23 protein-coding genes and 2 pseudogenes are annotated in these 25,687 nt (G+C 70.7%); 14 read left to right on the top strand and 11 right to left on the bottom strand.

Features of this window, described 5'->3' with window-relative positions; all coding sequences use genetic code 11:
• Positions 1–201: 201 nt before the first annotated feature.
• The 6 genes from K1J60_RS03730 to K1J60_RS03705 form a co-directional block, all read right to left on the bottom strand.
• Positions 202–957, bottom strand: a complete 756-nt coding sequence (locus K1J60_RS03730; RefSeq protein ID WP_220644892.1) for an SDR family NAD(P)-dependent oxidoreductase — start codon at positions 955–957, stop codon at positions 202–204.
• On the bottom strand, positions 954–2,012 hold the full coding sequence (locus K1J60_RS03725; protein ID WP_220644891.1) for a phosphotransferase family protein: 1,059 nt from the start codon (positions 2,010–2,012) through the stop codon (positions 954–956). The genes K1J60_RS03730 and K1J60_RS03725 overlap by 4 nt, the downstream gene beginning before the upstream one ends.
• Positions 2,009–3,217, bottom strand: a complete 1,209-nt coding sequence (locus K1J60_RS03720; protein ID WP_220651260.1) for an acyl-CoA dehydrogenase family protein — start codon at positions 3,215–3,217, stop codon at positions 2,009–2,011. The genes K1J60_RS03725 and K1J60_RS03720 overlap by 4 nt, the downstream gene beginning before the upstream one ends.
• Before the next feature lie 81 nt (positions 3,218–3,298).
• Positions 3,299–4,069 carry a 3-hydroxyacyl-CoA dehydrogenase gene (locus K1J60_RS03715; RefSeq protein ID WP_220644890.1) on the bottom strand — a complete coding sequence of 257 codons (771 nt, stop codon included), beginning with the start codon at positions 4,067–4,069 and terminating at the stop codon, positions 3,299–3,301.
• Positions 4,070–4,106: 37 nt separating this feature from the next.
• Positions 4,107–5,270, bottom strand: coding sequence for a thiolase family protein (locus K1J60_RS03710; protein ID WP_220644889.1), 1,164 nt, complete (start codon positions 5,268–5,270; stop codon positions 4,107–4,109).
• A gap of 13 nt (positions 5,271–5,283) precedes the next feature.
• Positions 5,284–6,153 (bottom strand): crotonase/enoyl-CoA hydratase family protein, encoded by an 870-nt coding sequence (locus K1J60_RS03705; RefSeq protein ID WP_220644888.1) that lies wholly within the window; start codon positions 6,151–6,153, stop codon positions 5,284–5,286.
• A gap of 86 nt (positions 6,154–6,239) precedes the next feature.
• Here K1J60_RS03705 and K1J60_RS03700 point away from each other — a divergent pair, with 86 nt between their 5' ends.
• Entirely contained in the window at positions 6,240–7,340 is a 1,101-nt protein-coding gene (locus K1J60_RS03700) for an NAD(P)-dependent alcohol dehydrogenase (RefSeq protein WP_220644887.1), read from the top strand.
• A gap of 3 nt (positions 7,341–7,343) precedes the next feature.
• Positions 7,344–8,807 (top strand): aldehyde dehydrogenase, encoded by a 1,464-nt coding sequence (locus K1J60_RS03695; protein ID WP_220644886.1) that lies wholly within the window; start codon positions 7,344–7,346, stop codon positions 8,805–8,807.
• 190 nt (positions 8,808–8,997) lie between these two features.
• Here K1J60_RS03695 and K1J60_RS03690 read toward each other — a convergent pair whose 3' ends face one another.
• Positions 8,998–9,525, bottom strand: coding sequence for a winged helix-turn-helix transcriptional regulator (locus tag K1J60_RS03690; RefSeq protein ID WP_220644885.1), 528 nt, complete (start codon positions 9,523–9,525; stop codon positions 8,998–9,000).
• Between the two features lie 188 nt (positions 9,526–9,713).
• On the opposite strand from K1J60_RS03690, the pseudogene K1J60_RS03685 reads away from it, so the two are divergent.
• From K1J60_RS03685 to K1J60_RS45585, 3 genes and pseudogenes are all read left to right on the top strand, one after another.
• Positions 9,714–10,069: pseudogene (locus tag K1J60_RS03685) on the top strand (short-chain dehydrogenase); the annotation flags it as partial.
• A 77-nt stretch (positions 10,070–10,146) separates the two neighbouring features.
• Positions 10,147–10,875, top strand: coding sequence for an alpha/beta fold hydrolase (locus K1J60_RS03680; protein WP_220644884.1), 729 nt, complete (start codon positions 10,147–10,149; stop codon positions 10,873–10,875).
• 40 nt (positions 10,876–10,915) lie between these two features.
• Positions 10,916–11,041, top strand: a complete 126-nt coding sequence (locus tag K1J60_RS45585) for a hypothetical protein (RefSeq protein WP_259407541.1) — start codon at positions 10,916–10,918, stop codon at positions 11,039–11,041.
• 337 nt (positions 11,042–11,378) lie between these two features.
• Here K1J60_RS45585 and K1J60_RS03675 read toward each other — a convergent pair whose 3' ends face one another.
• Positions 11,379–13,007 carry a long-chain-fatty-acid--CoA ligase gene (locus tag K1J60_RS03675; protein ID WP_220644883.1) on the bottom strand — a complete coding sequence of 543 codons (1,629 nt, stop codon included), beginning with the start codon at positions 13,005–13,007 and terminating at the stop codon, positions 11,379–11,381.
• Between the two features lie 142 nt (positions 13,008–13,149).
• On the opposite strand from K1J60_RS03675, the gene K1J60_RS03670 reads away from it, so the two are divergent.
• From K1J60_RS03670 to K1J60_RS03645, 6 genes are all read left to right on the top strand, one after another.
• Positions 13,150–14,379, top strand: a complete 1,230-nt coding sequence (locus K1J60_RS03670) for a cytochrome P450 (protein WP_259407540.1) — start codon at positions 13,150–13,152, stop codon at positions 14,377–14,379.
• A 42-nt stretch (positions 14,380–14,421) separates the two neighbouring features.
• Entirely contained in the window at positions 14,422–14,616 is a 195-nt protein-coding gene (locus tag K1J60_RS03665; protein ID WP_220644882.1) for a ferredoxin, read from the top strand.
• A 5-nt stretch (positions 14,617–14,621) separates the two neighbouring features.
• Positions 14,622–15,866 carry an NAD(P)/FAD-dependent oxidoreductase gene (locus tag K1J60_RS03660; protein WP_259407539.1) on the top strand — a complete coding sequence of 415 codons (1,245 nt, stop codon included), beginning with the start codon at positions 14,622–14,624 and terminating at the stop codon, positions 15,864–15,866.
• A 27-nt stretch (positions 15,867–15,893) separates the two neighbouring features.
• Positions 15,894–17,063, top strand: a complete 1,170-nt coding sequence (locus K1J60_RS03655; RefSeq protein WP_220644881.1) for a thiolase family protein — start codon at positions 15,894–15,896, stop codon at positions 17,061–17,063.
• An 11-nt stretch (positions 17,064–17,074) separates the two neighbouring features.
• On the top strand, positions 17,075–17,458 hold the full coding sequence (locus tag K1J60_RS03650; RefSeq protein WP_220644880.1) for a Zn-ribbon domain-containing OB-fold protein: 384 nt from the start codon (positions 17,075–17,077) through the stop codon (positions 17,456–17,458).
• 73 nt (positions 17,459–17,531) lie between these two features.
• Positions 17,532–18,242, top strand: a complete 711-nt coding sequence (locus tag K1J60_RS03645) for a TetR/AcrR family transcriptional regulator (RefSeq protein ID WP_220644879.1) — start codon at positions 17,532–17,534, stop codon at positions 18,240–18,242.
• A gap of 135 nt (positions 18,243–18,377) precedes the next feature.
• Here K1J60_RS03645 and K1J60_RS03640 read toward each other — a convergent pair whose 3' ends face one another.
• A complete protein-coding gene (locus K1J60_RS03640) occupies positions 18,378–19,652 on the bottom strand; it encodes a lipase family protein (RefSeq protein WP_220644878.1) in 1,275 nt (424 codons plus the stop codon).
• Between the two features lie 663 nt (positions 19,653–20,315).
• On the opposite strand from K1J60_RS03640, the gene K1J60_RS03635 reads away from it, so the two are divergent.
• Complete coding sequence (locus tag K1J60_RS03635; RefSeq protein WP_259407538.1) at positions 20,316–20,642, top strand: hypothetical protein; 327 nt, start codon at positions 20,316–20,318, stop codon at positions 20,640–20,642.
• Between the two features lie 289 nt (positions 20,643–20,931).
• Here the strand turns inward: K1J60_RS03635 and K1J60_RS03630 are convergent.
• Both K1J60_RS03630 and K1J60_RS03625 read right to left on the bottom strand, forming a co-directional pair.
• A pseudogene (locus tag K1J60_RS03630) lies at positions 20,932–22,292 on the bottom strand (IclR family transcriptional regulator domain-containing protein); the annotation flags it as partial.
• A 228-nt stretch (positions 22,293–22,520) separates the two neighbouring features.
• A complete protein-coding gene (locus K1J60_RS03625; RefSeq protein ID WP_220644877.1) occupies positions 22,521–24,041 on the bottom strand; it encodes a carboxylesterase/lipase family protein in 1,521 nt (506 codons plus the stop codon).
• A gap of 487 nt (positions 24,042–24,528) precedes the next feature.
• Between K1J60_RS03625 and K1J60_RS45580 the strand changes: the two genes are divergently transcribed.
• Together K1J60_RS45580 and K1J60_RS03610 are read left to right on the top strand one after the other, a co-directional pair.
• Positions 24,529–25,506, top strand: a complete 978-nt coding sequence (locus tag K1J60_RS45580; protein ID WP_398683106.1) for an MFS transporter — start codon at positions 24,529–24,531, stop codon at positions 25,504–25,506.
• A 14-nt stretch (positions 25,507–25,520) separates the two neighbouring features.
• Positions 25,521–25,646: a hypothetical protein gene (locus tag K1J60_RS03610; protein ID WP_398683105.1), complete on the top strand. Its 126-nt coding sequence runs from the start codon at positions 25,521–25,523 to the stop codon at positions 25,644–25,646.
• Positions 25,647–25,687 lie beyond the last annotated feature (41 nt).

Genomic DNA, 25,687 nt, shown 5'->3' with positions numbered 1-25,687 from the left:
AAACGGCCGGGGAGGGCGGCGAGTGTGGGTCGGTGGCGGAAGGTTCTGCCCCGGCGGGTCGCGGGGCGGTGACGGGGAATGGCCGCCGGACCGGCTCTCAAAGGGAGTGCGGTGCGGCCACATTAGGACTGACCGGATGTACGGTCAATAGAGCGGACGGGTGGATTTGCCCGCCCGTCCGGCCTCGACGAGCGCCGGGTCTCAGGCCCGCCAGAGACGACGGCCCGGCCTGGTGATCACGATGCTGGGGACCACGGCCGTACGGGACAGTCCGACAACGGACGAGACCATCTCCGCGACGTCCTCCGCCGTGATCATGTCCTCCGGGGCCAGCCGTTCGTGCATCCATGAGGTCATATCGGTGTCGACGTATCCGGGAGCCACCGCGCAGGCCGAGACGCCGGCCTCGGACTCCTCCACGTTGACCGACTCGCACAGGGACAGCAGGGCCGCCTTGGTCGCCGCGTATGCCGCCAGCGACGGCTCGGCTGCGACGCCGGTGATGGAGGCGATGGCCACCACCCTGCTGCCGCGGTGTACGCCGGTGCCGTCCCGGGCCGGGGAGGCCGTGGCGCGCAGCGCGGGCAGGCATTCCTGGACCAGCTGGAACGGGGCACGCAGGTTCACGGCGTACTGCTTGTCCAGCCGGGCCAGGGGAAAATCGGCGATCGCGCCCGTCTGTCCCATCCCCGCGCTGAGCACGAGCGCGTCCAGCCGGCCGTCGTACGCCGTGAGGTGCTGCCGCGCCACGTCGCGGACGTCGGCCTCCTCGGCCATGTCACCCGGCGCCGTGTGCACGCGCACTCCGTACCGGGCGTGCAGTTCGTCGGCCAGCGCGCGCAGGGGCCCGGGGGAGCGGGCGGCGAGGCTCAGGTCCCAGCCGTCGGCGGCGAGGCGGCGCGCGATGGCCGCGCCGATGCCACGGGAGGCTCCTGTGATGAGCGCGGTGCGGGTCATGCCGTTTCCTGTCCGGTCAGTGCGGCGGACCCCGCCCGCAGCAGGGGCAGTACGGCGTCGCCGATGGTGTGGAAGCCGTCGCCGACGGTCTGGCCGGCGAGGTGGCGGGCGTGGATGCCTTCCGCGATCACCGCGAGTTTGAAGTAGCCGAGCGCCCGGTAGAAGGGCAGATGGCTCAGGTCCTCGCCGGTCCGGTGGGCGTAGTGCTCGGCGAGTTCGTCGGCGCTGGGGAAGCCGGGGTTGCCGTGCAGGATGTGCCGCACACCGAGCACCGGTTCGCTGACGGGATCCCAGTAGACGAGCAACATGCCCAGGTCAGCGAGCGGGTCGCCGAGAGTGGCCATCTCCCAGTCCACGATCGCGCGGACGAGCTCCGGGTCGGCGCGGTCGAGGATGGTGTTGTCCAGGCGGTAGTCGCCATGCACGATGCCGCTCGGGCCTGCCGGAGGCAACCGGTCGACCAGAGCCGTGAACAGCCGGTCCACGAGAGGTGTCTCTCTCGTTGCGACCAGGTCCCACTGGCTGCGCCAGCGCTTCAGCTGTCGCGCCAGATAGCCCTCGGGGCGGCCGAATTCCGTCAGCCCCACCGCCCCGGGGTCCACCTCGTGGAGCGCTGCCAGCTGGTCCACCAGGGACAGCGCACACCGCCATCGCTCGGCGGCGCTGATCAGCGCGGCGTCCTGGGCGCTGCGGACGACCGTCCCGTCGACGAACTCCACCACCGCGAACGGGGCTCCGATGACCGAGCGGTCCTCGCAGAGGCCGACCGGCGCCGCCACGGGTACGCCGGTGCCGTGCAGGGCGGCGACGACACGGTACTCGCGTGCCATGTCGTGGGCGCTGGGCGTCAGGGTGCCCAGCGGCGGGCGACGCAGCACCCAGTGGTGCGGGCCCGCCTGGATCTCGTACGTCAGGTTCGATCGGCCGCCCTGGAGGAGGCGGGCGTGCACGGCCCCGTCGAACTCGGGGACGAGCTCGCCGACCCACTTCCGCAGGGCCGGGACGTCCAGGCCGATCGGTGACCCGGCGGGCGTGGTGATGTCCGTCGCGGTCATGTCGCGGTCTCCTCACGGCGGCGCGCATGGCGACTGACGGCGCGTCGCGCGATGGCCCAGCGGTGGGTCTCGGAGGGGCCGTCGTAGATGCGGAAGGCCCTGACCTCGCGCAGGAAGCGGGACAGCGGGACGTCGGAGGAGATCCCCAGGGCACCGCAGATCTGCACGGAACGGTCCACGACGCGGCCCACCGCCTCGGCCACGAACGTCTTGGCGATGGCGGACTCCTGGGCGCCGCGTGCCCCGCTGTCCAGGACCCGGGCCGTGTCGTGGATGAGCGCGCGACTGGCCGCGATGTCGATCTCGGAGTCGGCCAGTTGCTGCTGGACCATGCCGAGTTCGGCGAGGCGCGAGCCGAAGGCCTCGCGGGTGCTCGCCCGCTCCAGCGCGATGTCCTGCGCGCGCCTGGCCAGGCCGAGCCAGCGCATGCAGTGCGTCAGCCGGGCCGGCGCCAGCCGCACCTGCGCGTACTCGAACCCCCTGTCGACCTCACCGAGGACCTGGTCGTCGCCGACGACACAGCCGTCGAAGACGATCTCGCTGTGGCCCGCGAACAGGCCCTCGTCGAGGGTGTCGATGTCGCGCTCGATGGTCATGCCGGGCCGGTCGGTGTCGACCAGGAACATGGTCGCCCCGCCCCGGTCGCCCGGCGCACCGCTGGTCCGGGCCATGCAGATGGCGAACCCGGCACCGCGCGCACCGCTGATGAACCACTTGCGGCCGTCGATGCGCCAACCTCCGGGCACCGGCGTGGCCGTGGTGGTCAACGCGCTGGGGTCCGAGCCCGCGCCCGGGGCCGGCTCGGTCATCGCGAAGCAGGACCGGATGTCGCCGGCGGCCAGCGGGGCCAGATAGCGCCGCTTCTGCTCCTGGGTGGCGACCTTCTCCAGGAGGTGCATGTTGCCCTCGTCCGGAGCCGCGATGTTCAGGGCGAGCGGACCGAGCAGGGAGTAGCCCGCCTCCTCGAAGACCACGGCCTGGCCGAGGGTGTTCAGGCCGAGCCCGCCCCACTCCCTGCCGACGTGCGGGGCGAGCAGGCCCGCTTCGCGGGCGGCGTCCTGCAGTCGGCGCCGTACCTTCTCGGGGCCGTCGTGGACCCGGCCGCCGGTCTCGGTCTCCACGGGGATCACGACGTCACGCACCAACTGCCGTGTGCGTTCGGCGAGTTCGGTGACTGAGGGATCGGTGTCGATGGGGATGGGGATGGGCACGGTGACGGCGCCTCTCGGTCGTGCGGTCGGGGTCGGGGTCGGGGGTACGTGGGGTCGCGCCGGAGCCGGACGGCGTCAGCGTGGTGCCATCCGGATCGCGCCGTCGAGGCGGATGACCTCGCCGTTGAGCATCGGGTTGGCGACGATGTGCTCGACCAGTGCGGCGTACTCGTCGGGATCGCCGAGTCGGCTGGGGTGGGGCACCTGGGCGCCGAGCGAGCGACGCGCCTCATCCGGCAGCCCGTTCAGGATCGGGGTGGCGAACAGACCCGGGGCGATGGTGACCACGCGGATCAGGCTGGCCGCCAGTTCCCGCGCGATCGGCAGGGTCATGCCGACGATGCCGCCCTTGGAGGCCGCGTAGGACGCCTGTCCGATCTGTCCGTCGAAGGCCGCCACGGAGGCGGTGTTGACGATGACGCCGCGTTCCTCGCCGTGTGGTGCGGCCGGCTCGGTGTCCTGCATCCGCTGCGCGGCGAGCCGGATCACGTTGAACGTTCCGACCAGGTTGATCTCCACGACCCGGCGGAAGCGCTCCAGTGCCAGCGGCCCGTCCCTGCCGACGGTGCGGCCCGGGTCGCCGATGCCCGCGCAGTTGACGACCACCCGCAGCGGCCCCGCCTCCACGACGAGGTCGAGCGCGGCCGTCACCTGCGCCGGGTCGGTGACGTCGGTGGGCGCGAAGGTGACATGGTCGCCGAGGTCCTTGGCGACGGTCTCGCCCGCCGAGGAGGGGAGGTCGGCGATGACGACCCGGGCACCGGCCGCCGCCAGGCGCTGCGCGGTGGCCAGCCCGAGCCCGGAGGCTCCACCGGTGACGAGGGCGGCGCTGCCTGAGAGATTCATGGTGGGTCTCCTCTGGAGGTACTCGAACGGGGAGGGCTCAGAGCCGCTCGATGATCGTGGCGTTGGCCATGCCCCCGCCCTCGCACATGGTCTGCAGGCCGTAACGGCCGCCGGTGGCTTCCAGGTGGTTGACCAGGGTGGTCAGCAGCCGGGTGCCGGAGGCTCCGAGGGGGTGGCCGAGAGCGATGGCGCCGCCGCGCGGGTTCACCCGGTCCGGATCGGCTCCGGTTTCCCGCTGCCAGACCAGCGGTACCGCGGCGAAGGCCTCGTTGACCTCGAAGGCGTCGATGTCGTCGATGGACAGGCCCGCCCGCTCCAGCACGCGGACGGTGGCCGGGATCACGCCGGTGAGCATCAGCAGCGGGTCGCTGCCAGTGACCGTGAAGGAGTGGAACCGCGCGCGGGGGCGCAACCCCAGGGCGGCGGCCCTGTCCTCGCTCATGATGAGCGCGGCGGAGGCGCCGTCGGTGAACGGGGAGGAATTGCCCGCGGTGACGCGCCAGTCGATCTCGGGAAAGCGCCTGCCCATGGCGTCGTCGAGGAACGCCGGCTTCAGACCGGCCAGGGCCTCTTGGGTGGTGGCCGGCCGGACCGTCTCGTCCGTCTCATGGCCGCCGACCGGGACGATCTCGCCGTCGAAGCCGCCCGACGCGGCGGTCGCTGCGGCGAGCCGGTGGGAGCGCGCGGCGAAGGCGTCGAGCTCCTGCCTGCCGATCTTCCAGCGAGCGGCGATGAGCTCCGCCGAAACGCCCTGCTGGACCAGGCCGTCGGGATAACGCGCGGCGAGCGGGGCGTACGGGTCGCGGCCCTGGACGGCGGAGAACATCGGCACCCGGCTCATCGACTCGACGCCGCAGGCGATCGCGATGTCGTACGCGCCCGCCAGCACGCCCTGCGCCGCGAAGTGCGCGGCCTGCTGGCTGGAGCCGCACTGCCGGTCGACGGTCGTGGCCGGCACCGTCTCGGGAAGTCCGGCGGCCAGCACCGAGTTGCGCGCGATGTTGAGCGCCTGCTCACCGTTCTGCCCGACGCACCCGGCGATCACGTCGTCCACCAGAGCCGGGTCGAGGTCATTGCGGCGCAGCAGCGCGCTCAGCACCGTGGCCAGCAGCTCCACCGGGTGCGTCCCGGACAGGGCGCCGCCCGGCTTGCCCTTGCCGGAGGGAGTACGTACGACATCGACGATCACCGCTGACTGCACCGCTGTCTCCTTGTCACTTGCCCTGCCACCGGGGCGGGCGCTTCTCGGCGAAGGCCCGCGGGCCTTCCTTGGCGTCCTCGCTGCGGCGGACCTCGCCGAACTCGGCCTCGTTCATGTCCCAGATCGCCGGGTCCCAGTCGGAGCCGAACTCGACGCTGCGGCGCATGATCCGTTTGCTCGCCCGGACGGCCAGCGGCGCGTTGGCCGCGATCTGCCGGGCCAGTTGCAGAGCACGGGCGACTACCTGGTCCGCGGGCACGACCTCGTTGACCAGGCCCCAGCGCAGCGCGGTGGCCGCGTCCAGCGGCTCACCGGTCAGGGCGGCGTGGGCGGCGACCTTGGGCGGGATCTGCCGGTGCAGCCGCAGCAGCCCGCCGGCGGCGGCGACCAGCCCGCGCTTCACCTCGGGCAGCCCGAGCTGCGCGTCCTCGCTGATCACCGCGAGATCGCAGGCCAACACGATCTCGGTGCCGCCGCCGAGCGCGAAGCCGTTGGCGGCCGCGATGAGCGGCTTGTCCACGACGTGGCGCACCAGGCCGGCGAATCCCCATTCGGGGTGCCCGGGCGCACTGACCGGTCGGCCGGCCCCGAGCTCCTTCAGGTCGGCGCCGGCACAGAAGGCCCGCCCCGCCCCGGTGATCACACCGACACTCAGCTCCGGGTCCTCGTCGAGTTCCCGCAGCGCGTTTCCGACGGCCACCGACATCGCCGCGTTGACCGCGTTCATCGCCCGGGGCCGGTTCAGGGTGATCACGGCGACCGGACCTTCACGGCGCAGGACCGCGGCGGCCTCTCGATCCGGCTGGTCCGGCTGTTCCTGCCGCTCTGGGGACTGTACGGGGAGGGCCACGCTCGGCTCCTTCGTCGTGCGGGTGATAACCATGAAGCTACTGTTGACCGCTCGTACGGTCAACAGTAGCGTCGGTCACGCGACGCGGACCGATACGCGGACGGACCCCGGGAGCGGACATGCGCATGCAGGCAGCGGTACTCAGGGCCAGTGACGGGCCCTTCCTCGTCGAAGAGGTCGACATCGCCGATCCGGGGCCGGGGCAGGTGCTCGTGCGCATCGCCGCGGTGGGCTTCTGCCACACGGACGTGCTGCCGCGCGGCACGGGCTTTCCCGCCCGGCCGCCGATTATCGCGGGCCACGAAGGAGCCGGCGTGGTCGAGGCCCTCGGGCCGGGCGTGACCGAGCCGTCAGTGGGCTCGCACGTCCTGCTCTCGTTCGACCACTGCGGCGCCTGCGAGAACTGCCTGGACGGCCACCCCGCCTACTGCCGGTCGTTCGTCCAGCGCAACCTCACCGGCACCGGCACCGAGAGCGGTGGCCGGCCGGTGACCGACGCCGAGGGAAAGCCCGTCGCCTCGCGCTGGTTCGGCCAGTCCTCGTTCGCCACCCACGCCGTGGTGGACGTGCGCAACACGGTCGTCGTCGACCCGGATCTGCCGCTGGAGCTCCTCGCCCCACTCGGCTGCGGCATCCAGACCGGCGCCGGATCGATCCTGCTCGCTCTCGGCGTCCGCGCCGGTTCGCGCGTCGTGGTGTTCGGCGCGGGCGGCGTGGGGCTGGCGGCCGTCATGGCGGCCCGAGTCGCAGGGGCCGCCACGATCGTGGCGGTCGACCTGCACGAGAACCGGCTCGACCTGGCCCAGGAGCTCGGCGCGACTCACGTCCTGGTGGGCAGCGCCGACGACCTTCCTCGGCAGCTCCGCAAGATCACCGAGGGAGGAGCCGACTACGTCCTGGACACCACCGGGGTCCCGGAGGTGATCAGGGACGGGGTCGACAGCCTGCGGGGCAGGGGAACCATCGGCCTGGTCGGCGCCCAGTCCCGCGACCTCGTCCTGGGCCCCGCCGCTCTGTCCGCCGGCAAGAACGTGATGGGAATCCTGGAGGGCGACGCGGTACCCCGCCGCTTCCTTCCCCAGCTGATCGAGCTGTGGCAGCAGGGTCGCTTCCCCTTCGAACGCCTGGTGCGGACCTATCCGCTCAGCGAGATCAACACCGCCGAGCGGGATGCCGCGTCCGGCGTCACCGTCAAGCCCGTACTGCTTCCTGGGAGTTGACCCATGCCATCGGAAACCAGGCTCCACTACCGTCGCGAACACCTCTTCATCGGAGGCGACTGGCGGCCGAGTACCGCACCCGGCACCCGCACCGTGATCTCACCCGTCACCGAGCAGCCCGTGGGCGAGGCGCCCGACACCGCTCCCGCCGACGTCGACGCCGCCGTTGCCGCGGCCCGGCAGGCGCTGACCGCGTCGCCGTGGGCGTTGTGGGACGGGGAGACCAGGGCGGCGGCCCTCGACCGCTTCGCCGACGCGCTGGAACGGCGGGCCGAGGAGACCGCGCGTGTCGTCACCGCCGAGATGGGCATGCCGATCTCGGTGTCCGGCCCGGTCGAGGGGACCGGCCCCGCCCGGACTCTGCGGTACTTCGCCCAACTGGCCCGCGCCACCCCGCAGGAGGAGCGCCGCCCCGCGTTCCCCGGCCCCGGAACCACCGTGGTGCGCCGCGAGCCGGTCGGTGTGGTCGCCCCCGTCGTCCCGTGGAACTTCCCCCAGTCGCTCACGATGTTCAAGGTCGCGCCGGCACTCGCGGCCGGCTGTGCCGTCGTCGTCAAGCCGGCGCCCGAGACCGTGCTGGACGCCTTCCAGCTCGCCGACGCCGCACAGGAGGCCGGGATCCCGGACGGGGTCGTCAACGTCGTCACCGGCGGCCGCGAGACCGGTGCGTACCTGGTCGCTCACCCCGGCGTCGACAAGGTGGCCTTCACGGGGTCCACCGAGGCCGGACGGGCCATCGGCGAGGTGTGCGGGCGGCTGCTGCGGCCCGCCACGCTCGAACTCGGCGGCAAGAGCGCGGCCATCGTGCTGGACGACGCCGACCTCGGTCAGGCGGTACGCGGACTCGCGTGGGCCTGCCTGCTCAACAGCGGACAGACCTGCTACACCAGCTCCCGTATCCTCGCGCCCCGCAGCCGCTACACCGAGGTCGTCGACGCCGTCGCGGACCTCGCGGCCTCCCTGCGGGTGGGAGACCCGTCCGACCCGGCCACCCGAGTGGGCCCTCTCGCCTCGGCCCGACAGCGGGCCGGCGTCGAGTCCTACATCGACGCCGGCCTGGCCGGCGGGGCGAGGGTGGTCACCGGTGGTGGCCGTCCCGCGGGCCTGGAGCGGGGCTGGTTCGTCGAGCCGACGGTCTTCGCGGACGTGGACAACTCCGCCGTCGTCGCCCGTGAGGAGATCTTCGGCCCGGTCCTGGTGGTGATTCCGTACGACGACGTCGACCAGGCCGTGGCGATCGCCGACGACTCCCCGTACGGCCTGGCCGGTACCGTCTGGACCTCCGACGAGGACAAGGGTCTGGAGATCGCCCGCAGGATGCGCACCGGCACGGTCGGGGTGAACTTCTACAACATCGATCTCGGCGCACCCTTCGGGGGCGTCAAGGCCAGCGGGCTGGGGCGTGAGCTGGGCCCCGAGGGGCTGGCGGCGTACGTCGAGCACAAGTCCGTCTATCTGCGCAGCTGAGCGCCAGAGGACGAAGGGGGGGCATGGACGATCAGGCCGGGGCTGCTTGCCATCAGGGCCGCGCTCGCTGCGCCCTGCGCGATGCGGGCCAGGATGAACGGGCCCGTTTGCGTCTCATGCGAACGCACTGTCAGGCGCACGGTTCCGGGGCTACGGCAGGAGTGGCCCGGTCTCGGCTGGCAGCGGGAACTTACGCCTGATCGACCATGACGGGCTCCAAGAGCCTCTTCGGCCGGAGCAGGGCCCGGCTGATCGGGGCCGCGGGGTCGGGGTCGAGGCCTGGGCCCGGGACCATGAGGACATCCACGACCGGTACGACGGTCGCGCACTTGGGGCACTCACCGTAGACGCCGAGTTCGGTGCGGCACTCGGCGTGCTGGAAGAGGCGCAGCGCGGTCCCGCCGGTGTGCTTGCGGCCCCAGAGGTCGAGGGTGCGAACGGTGGGCCACAGGGTGGTGCCGCGATCGGTGAGGACGTACTCGTCGCGCGGCGGGGACTCCTGGTACCGGCGCTTCTCCAGGATGCCCTCGTCGGTGAGCATCTGGAGGCGGGTGGCCAGGACCGCGCGCGGAATGCCGAGGTGGACGAGGAAGTCGTTGTAGCGCCGGATGCCGTAAAGGGCGTCGCGGACGATCAGCAGGGTCCATCGCTCGCCGACGATCTCCAGCGCGCCGGCGATCGAGCATTCCTGCGTCGCGTAGTCCTTGCCCAGTGCCATGGCATCCACTGTAGTCAACTTCCAGCGAGAGGTTCAATGACCGAACTCACTCTGCTACGGTGGCGGCACGAGCTAAGTTCAATGAACGAACTGTGAAATTCTCTGGAGACCAGCCATGACCGCACTGAAGGGCGCGCGCGTCTTCGTCACCGGCGCGCGCGGTCGGCGCGTCCGAGACCGACCACTTCGGTGCGTCCCCCCTCAATTCCCCCCTCGACGACGTACGCCGGGAATTCGAGACCAACCTCTACGGCCCGCTGCTGCTCACCCGCGCCTTCGTACCGATCATCGAGGGCAACGGTGGCGGCCACATCCTCACCATGCACTCACCGGACTGCACGCGGGATACGTCAACACGGACCTGACGGCGGACCGTAACGCACCCAAGTCCGACCCCCGCACCATCGCCGCACTCGCCCTCGACGGCATCGAGACGGGAGCGTACGAGGTGCTCGGTGACGACATCACCCGGCAGGTCAAGAGGCTCCTCGCCGGCGACCTGACGGAGCTTTACCCCCGGCTGGCGAAGTGGGCAGCCACGTGATTCGCCGTCCTGAGTAACCGGCGCCAAGCCGGAACCACAGCGACCCATGACAATCATCAATCGACTGGAGAGACCCTGTGCCTGCTGTATTCGTTCACGGCATTCCGGACACCCACCACGTCTGGGACGACCTCTTTGGCCACCTGACCAGCACCGATGTCAGTGCACCCGCGCTGCCCGGTTTCGGAATCCCCCGGCCGGAGGGATTCACCGCCACCAAGGAGGAGTACGTCAACTGGATCATCGCCCGGCTGGAGGAGATCGGCAGCCCGGTCGACCTCGTGGGCCATGACTGGGGCAGCGCCCTTACCGCGCGCGTCGCCTCGCTGCGTCCCGATCTGGTGCGGACCTGGGCCGGCGGAGACGCGGCGATCAGCCCCGCGTTCGACTGGAGTCCCCTCTCGGAGATCTGGCAGACCCCCGGGTTGGGAGAGCAGTGGATGGCCGAATTGGATCCGTCGGCGTTCAGCACGCAATTGCAGGGCGACGGTGTGCCCATCCGTCGCGCCGACGAGATCGTGAGCCGGATGGACGACACGATGAAGGACAGCATGCTTCGCCTGGTCCGCTCGGGAGTCCACACGGGGGCGGAGTGGCAACCCGGTCTGGCGGACATCACCAGCCCTTCCCTCGTGTTCTGGGGCCGAGAGGACCAGTACCAGCCGGTGGAACACGCCGAAGCTCTCGCGAAGAACGTCAGGGCCACGAACCTGGTCCTGCTGGACAGCGGTCACTGGCCGCACCTCCAGCAGCCGCGGGAACTCGCCGCCGCACTGACACAGCACTGGGAAAGCGTCCCGGCTTAGAAGTCACGAACCCGCCTGAGCCGCCGTGATCCTTCCGGCGGTGATCGGCAACATGCAGGACTTCAAGGACCTGCGGCACTTCGGAAGGGAGACCGGCCAGTCCTGGAGTTCCGTGCACGCGTCGGAGACGCAACAGGGTTCGCCCAAGCGCCCCTCCGCCGGCTGATCAAGAGCAGTACGTCGACAGGGCCGGTGGCTCGCTTCTCGTAATCGCACCGGTGATCGCGTCTGCGCGCGGTGCCGGTTGGGCCACCTTCCGCAGTTATTGCGCGGATCCACCCATGGGGTCGCCCGGCGTCAGCGGGTGAGACCGATGCCACCGGGCCGTCCCGCAGTTCCGGAAGGACCTGGTTCTCCGAAGTGCAGCGCCGCCCCTCATGCCGAGACCGGAACGAGGAAAGGGGACGGCCCGGAAGCCGTCCGGCTCGGACTCCTTGAGCTTTTGTCCTGGCGGTGACCGGAGCAGCTCATCCCCATGCTCCCCCCACCCCCTTCTCCGGCGCTCAGCCCAGCGTGGTCACCGCGAGCTCCTGATCGGCGTAGGCCCGCCTGATCCGGTTCTTGTCGAGCTTGCCCACGCTCGTTCTCGGGATCCGCTCGACGAACGCCCAGCGCTCCGGCAGCCACCAGCGGGCGACCCGGCCGGTGAGGAACGCCCGCAGTTCCTCCGGGGTCACGGTCGCCCCGTCGCGCAACGTCACACAGGCCAGCGGTCGTTCCTCCCACCTCGGGTCGGGCACGCCCACCACCGCGACCTCCGCGACCGCCGGGTGCCCGGCCAGCGCGTTCTCCAGCTCCACGGTGGAGATCCACTCGCCCCCGCTCTTGATGCCGTCCTTGAGCCGGTCCTTCAGCTCCACCCATCCGCCCGGGTGAATCACCCCCAGGTCACCGCTGCGCAGCCGGCCGTCGCGGAACTTGTCGGCCTGCTCCTCGGCCGTGGCCCGGAAGTACGACCCCGCGACGGTCGGGCCGCTCAGCTCGATCTCACCCACGGCGTTGCCGTCCCAGGGCAGTTCGGCTCCCGACTCGTCCACCACACGGGCCCGCACCCCGGGCACGAGTCGGCCGCTGCGGGTGGTCCATCCGGTCGCCTGGTCGTCAGGGGTGCCGTGCGGCGGGCGGGAGAAGGTCAGCAGGGGGCTTGTCTCCGTCATGCCCCAGCCCTGGGTGAGCCGCACCCCGTGGTGGGCGTGGAAGCTGTCCGCCAGCGCGGCCGACAGCGGCGATCCCCCTGCCACGGCCAGCCGGAGGCTGCTGAAGTCCGCGCCCGTGGCGACCCCGTGGTCGTCCAGTCCGCTCCACAGTGTCGGCACCGCCGCCGCCGCGGTCGCCTTGAGGTCGCAGATCGCGTGGGCGAGATGCGCGGGCTGCAGGAACCGGTCGATCATGATCAGGTCCGCCCCGGCCAGCCAGGCCGCGTACGGCCAGCCCCAGGCGTTTGCGTGGAACATCGGCACGATGGGCAGCACCCGGTCGGCGTCGCTCATGGCATAGGCGCTGCCGGTGGAGATCTGCAGGGTGTGCAGGTAGATCGAGCGGTGGCTGTACGCCACCCCCTTCGGGGCGCCGGTGGTGCCGGTGGTGTAGCACAGGACGGCCGCCGAGCGTTCCGGCAGCTCCGGCCAGTCGAAGCCGGGCGGGGCGGCGTTCAGCAAGGTGTCGTAGTCGTGCACGGTGACCCACGGCGGGGCCTCCAGCCGTGCCTCGCCGACGACGATCACGTGCTGGACGGTGGGCAGCCGGTCGATGATCCGCTGCAGCTGCGGCACCAGGTCCGCGTCCACGATGACGGCCTTGTCGGCTGCATGGCCTGCGATGTAGACCAGCTGGTCGTCGTGCAACCGCAGGTTCAGCGTGTGCAGCACCGCGCCCATACCCGGGACGGCGAAGTACGCCGCAAGATGGGCCGGGGTGTTCCAGGCCAGAGTGGCGACCACGTCGTCCCGCCCGATCCCCAGTCCGGCGAGCGCGGCGGCCAGCCGCTCGGTCCGCTCGGCCAGACCCGAGAAGGCCGTCGAGGTGGTCGTATCTCCCCTGTAGTGGTGGACGCGGCTGTCCGCGTGCACGGCGGCTCCATGCCGGAAGATGCCGCTGACCAGCAGCTCCGCCTCCTGCATCGTGCTGTCCATGATGTGCCCTTCCTGATGTCCCGGCCCCGCCCTCTCACTCGAGCGGTTGACCGTTGGGTAGGCTGCGTGTTTACGTTAGACCGTACGTACGGTCAATAACAACGGTGCATGTTCAGAACGACGAGGGATTCGAGGAGTTCGAGTGATCGCTCAGACGCTGGGCCCGGACCTGGGGCATCCGGACACCTACCGCGATGGAGTCCCGCACCACCTGTTCGCGGAGCTGCGCCGGACGCGGCCCGTGGCCTGGATCGAGGAACCCCCCTCCGAGGGCTTCGCCGGCGGACCGGGCTTCTGGGCCGTGACCAGGTACGAGGATGTCGTCACGGTGTCCCGCGACCCGGCTGTCTTCTCCTCGCACAGGGGAGCGACGTTCCTGAGGGACCAGCGGCCGAAGGACGTTGCCGCGCTCCAGCAGATGATGCTCAACATCGACCCGCCCGACCACGGCAAGCTGCGGTCCATCGTCAGCAAGGCGTTCACCCCGCGCATGGTGAAGGGCATGTTCGACTCTGTCGATGCCCACGCGGAAGCCATCGTGGCGGACCTGGAGCCGGGCACCGAGATCGATCTGGTGGAGAAGGTGTCGTCCGAGATGCCGCTGCGCGTCCTCGCCGATGTCCTCGGGGTGTCTTCCGCCGACCGCGGTCTGCTGTACGACTGGACCAACCGGATGGTCGGGCTCGACGACCCCTCGTACGGCGGCCTGCCGGCCTTCGTCTCCGCCTTCACCGAGATGTTCGCGTACGCCGCCGAGCAGACCCGGGCCAAACGCGCACACCCCACCGACGACGTCTGGAGCACCATCGTCAACGCGGAGGTCGACGGCGAACGGCTGTCGGACGGGGACCTGAACCGCTTCTTCCAGCTGTTGGTGATCGCGGGCAACGAGACCACTCGCAACCTGTTGACCGGAGCCGTGCTCACCCTCGGCGACCACCCCGACCAGTGGGACGCCCTGCGCGCCGACCCCGAGCTGCTGCCGTCCGCGATCGAGGAGGCGCTGCGCTTCCACTCGCCGGTGATCCAGTTCCGGCGTACGGCGACCCGCGACACCGTCCTCGGTGGCCAACGGATCGAGGAAGGCCAGAAGGTCGTGATGTTCTACGGCTCCGCCAACCGCGACGAGGCCGTGTACGCCGACCCGGACCGCTTCGACATCACCCGCAACCCGGTCAACCACCTCGCCTTCGGCACCGGCACGCACTTCTGCCTGGGCAACAGCCTGGCCCGGATGGAGGCGCGGGTGCTGCTCGGCAGGCTCTTCGCCCGGTTCCCGCACATGCGGCTCGCCGGCGAACCGGAGCGGTTCCGCTCCAACTTCATCAACGGAATCCGGCGACTGCCCGTCCAGCTCGGTCCGGCCGCCTAGCCCCTCGCCCAGCCCTCTCGACGCCAAGGAGGCGACCCGACCATGAAGATCCTGCTCGACCGCGGGAAGTGCACCGGCCTCGGCATCTGCGAGTCCCTGTCGCCCGACGTCTTCGAGGTGGACGACGACGGCGCTCTCGTCCTCAGCACCGACGTCGTCCCCGACGGAAGACTGGCCGAGATCCGGGCAGCGGTGACCAGTTGCCCGACCGAGGCCCTCCGGCTGACCGAGGACTGACGGCCGTGACCACACCACAGCGACTGGTCGTCGTCGGCGCCTCCCTGGCCGGACTGCGCGCCGTCGAAGGCGCCCGCGCGAGCGGCTTCACCGGTTCCATCACGCTCATCGGCGCCGAGGACCACCTGCCGTACGACCGTCCGCCCCTGTCCAAGGCGTATCTGGCCGAGGCACCCGGCGGCCCCCCGGACACCACCTTCCGCACCGAGGACACCCTGCGCGGCGAACTCGGCGTCGACCTGCGGCTCGGCGCCCGCGCGACCGGCCTGGACACCGAAGGCGGTGCGGTCCTGGTGGACGGCGGCGCCCCGGTCCCGTACGACGCGCTGGTCATCGCCACCGGAGCCGTCGCCCGCGTCCTGCCCGCAACGGAGGGCCTCGCGGGCGTCCACACCCTGCGTACGGCCGACGACGCGGCGGCGGTTCGCCGGGCGCTCGACGACCGAGCCCGGCTCGTCGTCGTCGGCGCCGGTTTCATCGGCTCGGAGGTCGCCTCGGCCGCCCGTGAGCGGGGCCTGCCGGTGACCGTCGTGGAGGCCGCCGACGTTCCCCTGCGCCGGGCCCTGGGCGACGAGATGGGTATGGCCTGCGCCGCGCTGCACGACCGGGCCGGCACCGATCTGCGGCGCGGGGTGAGCGTGCGGGCGATCCGGCGGGACGGCGACGGAATCGGCGTCGAACTCGGGGACGGCAGCACGCTGCACGCGGACCTCGTCGTGGCCGGCATCGGCGCCGACCCGGCCACCTCCTGGCTGGACGGCTCCGGCGTCGCGCTCGCCGACGGGGTGCGCTGCGACCGGACGCTGGCCACGTCGGTACCCAGCGTCTACGCCGCCGGTGACGTCGCGCACTGGTACAACCCGTTGTTCGGACAGCCGATGAGGCTCGAGCACTGGACCAGCGCCGCCGAGCAGGGCGCGACCGCCGCTGTCAACGCCCTGAACCCGGGGGAGGCCCGGCCGTACTCCACCGTCCCCTACTTCTGGTCGGACTGGTACGGCACCCGCATCCAGTTCGTCGGGATCTCCCGGGCCGACGAAGTCCGGGTGGTCAGCGGTGATCCGGCGGACGGGCGATGGGTGGCGCTCTACCGCACCGGCGAACGCCTCACCGGCGCGCTGGCAGTCGACCACCCCACCCATGTCATGAAGTACCGGGTGATGATCAATCGCGGTTGTACCTGGAACGACGCGCTGGACTTCGCACGCGAACGCAGCGCGCGGGCACGCCGAACCACCGCAGTGGCCTGACGAGCGGCTTGAAGAAGGGAGATCCGGATGAGCGGCCGTCATGCGGCGATCGCGGGCCTCGGCCTGACCGAGGTCGGCAAGGTGTACGGGCGTACTGCGGCGGACTTCGCCGACGAGGCGGTACGGCTCGCGGTGACGGACGCCGGCCTGAAACTGCGGGACGTGGACGGACTCCTGATCAACGCGGGCAAGAGCCCGGGCCTCGACCTGGGCCTGGCCAAGCGTCTGGGCCTGCGCGACCTCACCCTGCTCTCCCAGGTGCAGTCCTTCGGAGCCTCCGCGGGCATCATGGTCGCCCAGGCCGCCACGGCCGTGCTCTCCGGCGCCGCGACCACCGTTGTCTGCGTCTTCGCGGACGCGCCGCTGCGCGAGAACGCCCGGAGCGGGGACGCGTACCTCTCCAGTTCGCTCGCCGCCACCGGCTTCCGCAGCGCGGAGACAGCCGGCGGATTCACCAGCGTCAACCACCGCTACGCCGTGGCCGCCGCCCGCTACATGGCGCACTACGGCGTCACCGACGACCACCTCGGTGCCGTCGCGGTCGGGCAACGGCAGTGGGCCGCGCACAACCCCGCCGCACAATTCCGCAAGCCGCTGACCCTGGAGGACTACCACCGGTCCCGCTGGGTGGTGGAGCCACTGCATCTGTTCGACTGCTGCCTGGTCTCCAACGGAGGCGCCGCCGTGGTCGTCACCACCGCCGAGCGCGCCGCCGCCCTGCCCAGGCCACCGGTCCACGTGTGGGGCTGGGGCCAGGCACACCCGGGATACGTGATGGAGCGGGGCAGCGACTTCGGTCTCGTCACGGGAGCCGCCGCCTCGGGAGCCGCCGCGATGAAGATGGCCGGTATCACCCCGTCCGACGTGGACGTCCGGGAGATCTACGACTGCTACACCTACACGGTGCTGGTCACCCTGGAGGACTACGGGTTCTGTGCGAAGGGGGAAGCCGGAGAACTGGCGGCCTCCGGCGCGCTCGCCCCCGGCGGCGCGCTGCCCACCAACACCGGCGGCGGACAGCTGTCGGGTTTCTACCTCTGGGGCATGACCCCGCTGGTCGAAGCCGTCCAGCAGGTACGCGGCCAGGCCGGTGAGGGCCGCCAGGTCCCCCGCCACGACGTCGCGCTGGTCAGTGGCAACGGCGGCGTCCTCGACCACCACGCGACCCTGGTGCTCGGCGCCGGGCACGCCTCCTGAAGGAGCTTTCCATGACCGCGCACATCATCGCCCGACGGGACGCGGCATCCGCGGCATGGTTCGATGGGCTCACGGAGGGCCTGCTGCTGATCCGTCGCTGCGACGCGTGCGGCCACCACTGTCGCCCTGACGCCGAAGCGTGCACGGCCTGTGAGTCACGGGACCTGCGATGGGCCGAGACCATGGGCACCGCGCGGGTCGTGGCCGCGGTGTCGACCCCGGGCGAAGCCGGGACCGCCACGATCCAGGCCCTGGTCGAACTCGCCGAAGGGCCCTGGATGCACGCGCCGGTCCTGGGTGCATCCTCCGCCCCGCCACCGGGGACGGCACTGGTCCTGACGATCCTGCGCCCGGACCACGGTGAGCCGTTCCCCGCGTTCACCGTGCCCGCCTGACTGGTCGCTCGTACGGTCAGCCGACGCGATAGGCTGAGGGCCGATCGTCGTCGGGAGCACGGAGGAACCTGAAATGGCTGCTAGGCGCGCGGGTGCGGGCGCCCCGGGCAGGTCGGGCCACATCCTGGAGTCGTTCACCCGCCGAGTCGCCCAGTCCGGCTACGACGGCACCAACTTCAGCGACATCGCGGCGGAACTGGGCATCTCCAAAGGCACCATCGTCCACCACTACGGCACGAAGGACCGGCTGCTCGCCGCGCTGCACGAGTCCTACATGCGCCGCAGGCTCGCCGAGGCATACCTGATCATGAGTCGGCTGTCCTCGCCGCCGGAGCAACTCGCGGGGATGCTGTTCGCTTTCATGCTGTACCAGGAACATGACCGCGACGCCACGGTGGCCTTCCAGCGGGAGATCTCCAGGCTCGCGGACAACGAGACGCTGAGCGAGGGCGTACGTCTGCGCGGGGAGTACCTGGGGCTCGTACGAGGCATCCTGCGCAAGGGAACGGAAAGCGGCCAGTTCCGCGAGGGTGACCCCAACCTCCAGAGCCTGCTGATGATGGGCTCCGCCCAATGGGCCTGGACCTGGTTCGACCCGTCCGGACCACACACGGCCGAGGAGGTCGGCGCCAGTCTCGTCGACATGGTGCTCGGCGGCCTGCTCACCCGCCCGGCGACCGCGCCAGGGCTCGCCGACCCCGACGGCGCGGTGCTGAGGATCGTACGCTCTTGTCTGGCCGACGCCGCCGCCCCCAGCGAACCGCCCGCGACCCCGGCTTCCTGACGGGCTGAAGAGCGAAGGCACCGGGAACGAAGCCCAACTGCGACGCGCCCTACGCGAGTACGAGTAGCTCTGCAACTCCCACCGGGCTCCCCAAGTCATGGGGGGAGCCCCTCGGAATGCTTAAGACGCGACGGGTCAGGGAAGGCCGACCTCGTGGCAGCCGGCAACGGCCTGCTTGCCCGCGAGGCGGTCAGCCAGCCACTGGATGCCGGCCGGGGCCCCGGCGACGAAGCCGGAGATGTGTTCGACGCCGGGGATGACCTCGTACTGCACCGATGCTCCCCGAGCGCACCAGTCGTGGTAGAGCATGTCTCCTTGGGCGATCGGGACGATGGTGTCCGCCGTGCCGTGGTAGAGGTAGGCGGGCGCGCCGGGTTTCCTCGTGCCGAGCAGAGAGGCCCGGTAGGCCCTCTGCCACGCCGGGTCGGAAAGGACGTCGGGGTTGGTGACCTGACCGACGGTGGTCGTGCCGAACGCGGCAAAGTCCTCGATGTAGCAGGACTGCTTGACGTGGTTGATGATCTGCCTGCCCTCGGGCGTCAGCCTGCCGTCCAGGTCGAGCTCGGGGTAGGCGTGGTTCAGCCCGACCAGGGTCGACAGCGCGAAGCCGGCGCCCCCGGTCACGTTGCCGTTGAGGTGATTGACTTCCAGCAACATGTCGGCGGGGACGCCACCGGCCAGCACTCCCCGGAGGGACAGCTCAGGTGCGTAGGCCGGCTGCAACTCGGCCGCCCACGCGGCGCCCTGCCCGCCCTGTGAGTAACCGGCGATCCCCACCGGGGAGTTCGACGACAACCCCGAGCCGTTGATCCGCTCGGCAGCCCGCACCGCGTCCAGTGCGTTGCGCCCCTCGGACGGCCCGACCAGGTACGACGAGTCTCCCGGCGTGCCTTGTCCCTCGTAATCGGTGACGACGACGGAGATGCCGAGGGCCACCAACTGTTGGTACTCGGCGACCTCGTAATCCGGGCTGCTCGGGTTGGCCTCCAGCAGGTCGGCCTGCTTCGACGGCGCGCACCCGTCGTCGAGACCCCGGGTGCCGGGAGTGCCCACCACCACCGGATTGTCGTTGCCGGGCTTCTGCAGCAGCGGAGTCAGCAGCATCCCGGTCACCGGCACCAGACGGTCGCGGAGGTCGGTCGAGAGGTACATGATCTGCTGAACGTGGGCGCCCTGATACGACGACAGCGGAACGTCCCGAACCCTGATCACCTCACCAGGCTTGCCGTCCGGCAGCGGCGAGGGCGGGACGTAGAACGCGTCGTCGCTCAGTGGCGGCGCCGGCAACACCGGAACGGTCAGGGGCGGAAGCGTCGCCGAAGCCACGCCCGTGCCTGCGGCCAGCGCCAGCAATGCCGTCGCGAACGAAACAACGCCCTTGGTGGCCTTACGTACACGACATCGACGCATTCCTGCTCCTTGTGTTTCAACCGTGCCCTCGTGAAGAGGGGAGCGACCTCTGTCGCGCTTCGAGTGAGGCTGACGAAGCCCAAGGCGGCCGCTGATGACTTCGCCGCTGCGGATCCAGGCGGGCGAGGTCCAACTCCTCGGCTACCAGCCTCGTGCAGGCCATGACGATCCCTTGGCCGACCTCCGTGCGGTGCAGCCACGCCACGCGTCGCCGACGTCGTACAACGCCGACGGCCGCGGTGGGCTCGGGATCGCCGCACCGGCGCGGTCTCGACGCCGAAGTATTGACCGTACATGCGGTTAGTTTCTCGCATGGTACGAGACCTGTTCAACGAGCACTCCAGAAAGGTGTTCCGCGTCCGCGATCTGCACGAGCATCTCGGCCTGCCCACGGACGAGCCCTCGACCAACGTCACCCGCTCCCGCCTGGGACGACTCGTCCGCCAGGGTCTCCTCGAACAATCCGGACGCGGCCGCCACCAGCAGCGGACTCAACCCCTCTCAGAGGTGTCCATAAGGACGGGCTCGACGCTACGGCGCCTGCGTGAAGGCCGGCTCGGTGGCGATGATCCACTGGTCCAGGTCCGACGTCATGCTCCTCCGCCTCACCCGCACCGCCGACCCGACCTGGCGCGATGCATCCCAGGCGAGCGGGAGCGGGCGGTGAGAAAGCTCCTGGACAAGATCGAGGCCCGGCAGCGGCTGGTGCGTGAGACCGCCGAACGGCTCCGCGAGCAGATCGCCGAACTCACCGGGCAACTCGCCGCCGCCGAGGGCACCTCGGAACGGCTGGAGACCACCCGCGAGACCGTGCTGGAACTGGCCGCCGAGGACGGCACCCCACCGCCCGAGCGGTTGCCGCCCGGCTACCGCCAGATCCTCGCCCTCTTCGAGCAGAACGGGGACGGGCTGCGCGCCAGGGATATCTGTCGCATCCTCGGCACCGGCACAGAGCACCGGCACACCGAAGGCACGCGCGCGCCAAGCTGAAACGCCTGGTCAACCGCGGCATCCTCGCCGAAGCCGAGCCCGGCCTGTTCACCCTGACCCCGCTGGCACTGCCCACCCCAGAGACCGGCTCAAACTAAAATCAGGCGAAGGCCCGCAGAACACCCACTCAAAGCCACTCCTGGCGAACTGTCGGGTGAGGCGCCGTCCCCGAAAGGCGGTTCGAAGCCATCCGCGCGACGGCCCGCGATCACCTGCCGGTGCAACTGGCCTGCGGGTGCCGTATGTCGCCGAGTCCGGGTACTACCCCTGGCGACATCGCCCTTGCCGTTCAAAGAGGCGGAACTCGAACGAACCGTCCGGCCAGGTGCAGATCCATCTCCGTCCGGACAGCCGTGGCACGCAGTTCCGGCAAGACGGCACTGACGCACTCTGCGGCCGAGCGGCGGCTGCTGTGCATGGTGACGTTGATCGCCGCGACGAGGCTGCCCTCGCGGTCACGCACTGGTACGGCAATCGAGCGGAGGCCCGCTTCGAGCTCCCCGTCGACCAGGGCGTAATCCTCCTCGCGCACCTGATCCAGGATCGTCCTGAGGTCGGCGGGCCGTGCGACGGTACGGGGGGTCAACGCCCCCATCCGCAGGTGGGCCAGCCGGCTGGAGTACTCCTCGGCCGGCAGACCCGCCAGCAGGACCCGTCCTGTGGAGGTCGCGTAGGCGGGCATGCGTGAGCCCACGACGATGTCGGCGTCCATGATGCGCCCCGCGGCGATGGAGACCGCACACTGGACGTCATCCCCCGTGAGCACCGCCAGGGACGTCGACTCCTGCACCCTCCGGGTGAGAGCGGTGAGGTGGGGATGGGCGATTCGGGCCAGCGTTGTCCTGGACAGGGGCGGGAAACCGAGGGCGAGAACCCGTGGAGTGAGCCGGAAGACCCGGCCGTGCAACGTGACATGACCAAGATGCTCCAGCGTTATCAGGGCCCGGCGAGCCGTGGCACGCGGCAGGCCGGTGCGCTCGGCAACCTCGGAGAGCGTCAGCTCCGCACGGCCCTCGCCGAATGCGGTGATCACGGTCAGGCCGCGGGCCAATGACGCGATGAACTCCCCGCCCAGTTCTTGCTTGGATTCTCTGGTCCAGGCGGCGCGGCCTGAGGGCGCGCTCCGGCTTTCGGACGGTGGGGCGTCGGCCTCAGCGAGCTCCCGTTCCATGGCGGCCACCGCCGTACGCAGTCTGGACAGAAGGGAGTCGCGCAACGAGTCGGCGCTGTGTCTGCTGGTGTGACTCACGGCACTCGCCACACAGGCGATACGGCCATCCGGGGCGCGCACCGGAACGGATACCGCCACGAGGCCCGTCTCGATCAACTGGTCGTCCACGGCCCAGCCGTGCATACGCGCACGTTCGACCCGTGTTTCGAAGTCCTCGGCGACGGCGCCGTGCGACCGAGGCGGGTCGCCGGGAAACCGAAGTCTTCAGGGTCGAGGACCTGACGCTCTCGCCACCGCGTCCAGTCCTCCTCGCACCACTCGGTTGCCAACAGCGGTCCGGGGGCGGTGCGTTCGGCAGGCAGCAGACCGCCGATACGGAAGCTCAGCAACAAGGTACGGCGGCGGATCGCCTGGTGGATGAAGCGGATGCCGTCACCGTCCGCCACCGCGAGGGACACCGACTCGTCGATTTCGCATGCCGAACAGGCAGGCCGAACGTTAGGCGCCCGCCCGTACCGAGGTCAATTGGCGGTACGGCAGGGGTACGGAGGCTTGGCTTTCCGGGGTACGGCATCGGCGGGCACGCGACCGAGACCCCGAACATCCCGTTCGCGGCGAAGGGTGACAGCGGGGCGGGCCAGGGGCGCCATGGCCGACCGGTCATCACCTGGCCGACCATGGAGCGAAGCAGCCCCGACGTGGCCGGGCTACGCCGCCGTCAGGGGCAGCGGGGCGAAGACCTGGTGTTCCCAGATGCGGCGGGCGGCCTCTTCCGGGTATCTGGTGACCGTCGGTTCGGTGTCGAGGAGTTGGACGAGGCGGCGCTCGGTGTCGTACGCGGGCCAGCCCGGGTCACCCGTGGTGGCGAAGGCGGTCCAGGCGGAGCGGAAACGGGCGGAGAGCGCCTCGGTCTCGGGCGAGGGCGCGGGCCCGGTCAGCATGGCCCCGAGGCCGCCGTACACACCGAAGGTCAGGGGTACGTCGAGTCCGTGGCAGGCGCCCAGAACGCCGCCGTTGGCGGGTGCGGCCCAGGTCAGCTCGTACATGTGCGCCCGGCCGCCGCCTGCCACCTGCGCCTCCGCAAGGTGAAGGGAGGGCATGCGGAACAGCCAGTCGGACTGCACCAGTTCGAACAGGTACTCCGCCGAGGCGTCCGGGAACGCGGCACGGTAGGTCCGTTCGCCGTCGGGGGCCGGTCCGAACAGGTCCAGCGCCATCGAGGCCAAGGTCTCGTCCACCCGTCCGAGCAGCCCGCCGAGCATGAGGAAGAGCCGGTACTCGTCCCGGTTGTGCCCGGCGATCAGCTCCACGTCCCGCGCGGCGCCGCTCGCGAGGGCCTGCCACGGGGTGGTGGGCAGGACATCGCCGTCGACGACGGGCGAGAAGGGGGTCGGGGTCAGAGCGACCGGGCCCCAGCGGTCGACGTACCCGCGCATCCCGGCGGTCAGTGCGGCTCCCGCCTCGGGCAGCTTGCGCGGGTCCACACCGGACAGATCCGCGACCGTCGGGCGCAGTCCCAGCCCGCCGGCCAGGGCTTCGGCGATGTCACCGGCCAACGCGGCGGAGAAGAACGTACCCGGCACACTCTGGGCGATGGCCCGCCGGAACAGACCCCGCGCTCGCGGCATGGCCATCAGCGCGGCGATGGACCCGGCGCCCGCGGACTCGCCGAAGACGGTGACCTGGTCGGGATCGCCGCCGAAGGCGCTGATGTTCTCGCGCACCCACTCCAGGGCGGCGACCTGGTCGAGCAGTCCGCGGTTCGCGGGTGCGCCGTCGATCAGGGCGAACCCCTCGATCCCGACTCGGTAGTTGAAGGTGACCACGATCAGGTCACCGTCGCGGGAGAGACGACTGCCGTCGTAGGCCGGGTCGTCGGCGGAGCCCAACTTGTAGGCGCCACCGTAGATCCACACCATCACCGGCCGTCGTGCGGCAGGATCCGTCTCCGGCGTCCAGACGTTGACCGTGAGCCAGTCGTCACCGGCCGGAAGGCCGGTGGGGAGTTCCGCCTCGGGGCCCATCGGCTCCTGCGGGGGCGGCGGTCCGAACGCGAACGCCTCCCGCACTCCGTCCCAGCGGTCCACCGGTCCCGGCGCCGCGAAACGCGCCGCGCCCACCGGGGGCTGGGCGAACGGGATGCCCCGGAAGACCTCCAGGCCACCCTCGCGGCGACCGCGCAGCGCGCCTGCCGCCGTCCTGACCTCAGGGAACTCGCTACTGCTCATCGATGGCTCCTCAAAGGACCGGCTACCTGGCAGACGGTCCACGCACGGGATGCAAGTCGGGTGCCCGAGACGGAATACCGGCCGTTCCCATTGACACCAGCCGACCGTCGTCCGAGACTCATGGCTTGAGGTGAACCATATTTCACTACGCGAACCTACTTGTCGACAGACCCGCGCTTTGAGGCCCCCACATCTCCAAGGACGCAGATGCTCCTTCCCCCACGTCCGCCGCGTCGGCTCCCTCACACACGTTCCGCACGGTGTTCCCTGTGCTGGCCCTGTGCCGGCTGGCCGTGTTCTTCGACGGCATGGGCGTCAGCATCTACGGCGCCGTGATGCCCCACATGCTCGACGACGCGGACTCGGCCTGACCCAGGCGAGTGCGGGCACCATCGGCAGTTGGACCACGTTCGGCATGGCGTGGGCGCGCTCACGGCCGGAAACCTCACCGACAGGTTGGGCCGACGGGCTGACGCTCGTCTCCAGCGTGACGCTGTTCTCCATCGGCTCGGCGATCTGCGCCACGGCGGGAGGGGTCGGACTGTTCGGGTGCGGCCGGTTCATCGCCGACCTCGGGCTGGGCAGGCTCATGCCGCTGTGCCTGGCCATGGCCATGGAGTTCGCACCACCGCGCAGAACCGCCCTCACCACGGGCCTGCTCATGACCTCGTACCACGTCGGCGGCATGGCGGCGACGGGGCTCGGGCTGGCTCTGGCCCCGGCCGCGGGCTGGCGCTGGGTCTTCTGGGCAGGCGTGCTGCCGGGCGTGATCGCCGTGCCTCTGCTGCTCAAGCTGCTGCCGGAATCGCCCGGCGTGCTGCTGGCACGGGGTGAGTGGGACAGGGCCCCCGCGGTCGCGGACCACTACGGCCTGCCCTGGCCCACCGTCGTCGCCGCACCGGCCGCTGGAGCCAGGGGCCGTTTGCCGCGGTGCGGGCACTGTTCCACCCCGAGGCGCGCTGGGCGACTCCGTTGCTCTGGCGCGCGCCTCCTTCTGCGGTCTGCTGTTGGTGTACGGCGTGGGCACCTGGCTGCCGCAGGTGCATGTACGTCTCCGCGCACCCCTTGGACGGCACCGAGCACATCCTGTCCCGCCACCGGTCCACCACCATCACCGAGCTCACCGCGTCCGGCCGCACCCGAAGGCGTCGTCAAACTCGCCGGCCTCATCACGCACGTCCAACGCAAGACGACCAAACAGGGCAAGACCTGGGCAGTCGTCCGCCTCACAGACCGCGACGGCGCGATGGAGTTCCTGTGCTTTTCCGCCACCTACACCCTGGTCCAGCATGCGCTGATGCCGGACAGGTCGCTGTCCAAGGCCGCCTCAACAAACGCGACGGGAACATCAGCCTCGGCGGCCAGGAACTCGCCGTACTGGACATATCGTCCGCCGAGAGAAGCGGGAAGCCGCCGTACGGCGATGCGGCATACCGCGAGTCCACCTGAGGCGACGCGGGTCTGACGCGGGGCTGGGTGATGATGGCGGTCGGCCTCGTGGTGGCCGCGCTGTTCGGCTTCGGCGTACTGGGGTGGTACGACCGCAAGGGGCTGCACCGCGTCCCGGAGGAGACGAAGCCCGAGAAGACCGCCGTCCCGGCATAGCGGAAGCCACTCCACATCCCCTCAGGGCGGGGCCATCACTC

The organism is Streptomyces akebiae (assembly GCF_019599145.1).
Classification (GTDB): domain Bacteria; phylum Actinomycetota; class Actinomycetes; order Streptomycetales; family Streptomycetaceae; genus Streptomyces; species Streptomyces akebiae.
This window is presented reverse-complemented; position numbering and strand designations above follow the sequence as displayed.

Bases quoted from the DNA above. Each gene is read 5' to 3' on its own strand.
- K1J60_RS03730 (WP_220644892.1), bottom strand. From the start codon at position 957: ATGACCCGCACCGCGCTCATCACAGGAGCCTCCCGTGGCATCGGCGCG.
- K1J60_RS03725 (WP_220644891.1), bottom strand. From the start codon at position 2,012: ATGACCGCGACGGACATCACCACGCCCGCCGGGTCACCGATCGGCCTG.
- K1J60_RS03715 (WP_220644890.1), bottom strand. From the start codon at position 4,069: ATGAATCTCTCAGGCAGCGCCGCCCTCGTCACCGGTGGAGCCTCCGGG.
- K1J60_RS03705 (WP_220644888.1), bottom strand. From the start codon at position 6,153: ATGGTTATCACCCGCACGACGAAGGAGCCGAGCGTGGCCCTCCCCGTA.
- K1J60_RS03700 (WP_220644887.1), top strand. From the start codon at position 6,240: ATGCGCATGCAGGCAGCGGTACTCAGGGCCAGTGACGGGCCCTTCCTC.
- K1J60_RS03695 (WP_220644886.1), top strand. From the start codon at position 7,344: ATGCCATCGGAAACCAGGCTCCACTACCGTCGCGAACACCTCTTCATC.
- K1J60_RS03690 (WP_220644885.1), bottom strand. From the start codon at position 9,525: ATGGCACTGGGCAAGGACTACGCGACGCAGGAATGCTCGATCGCCGGC.
- K1J60_RS03675 (WP_220644883.1), bottom strand. From the start codon at position 13,007: ATGGACAGCACGATGCAGGAGGCGGAGCTGCTGGTCAGCGGCATCTTC.
- K1J60_RS03665 (WP_220644882.1), top strand. From the start codon at position 14,422: ATGAAGATCCTGCTCGACCGCGGGAAGTGCACCGGCCTCGGCATCTGC.
- K1J60_RS03655 (WP_220644881.1), top strand. From the start codon at position 15,894: ATGAGCGGCCGTCATGCGGCGATCGCGGGCCTCGGCCTGACCGAGGTC.
- K1J60_RS03650 (WP_220644880.1), top strand. From the start codon at position 17,075: ATGACCGCGCACATCATCGCCCGACGGGACGCGGCATCCGCGGCATGG.
- K1J60_RS03645 (WP_220644879.1), top strand. From the start codon at position 17,532: ATGGCTGCTAGGCGCGCGGGTGCGGGCGCCCCGGGCAGGTCGGGCCAC.
- K1J60_RS03640 (WP_220644878.1), bottom strand. From the start codon at position 19,652: ATGCGTCGATGTCGTGTACGTAAGGCCACCAAGGGCGTTGTTTCGTTC.
- K1J60_RS03625 (WP_220644877.1), bottom strand. From the start codon at position 24,041: ATGAGCAGTAGCGAGTTCCCTGAGGTCAGGACGGCGGCAGGCGCGCTG.
- K1J60_RS03610 (WP_398683105.1), top strand. From the start codon at position 25,521: ATGATGGCGGTCGGCCTCGTGGTGGCCGCGCTGTTCGGCTTCGGCGTA.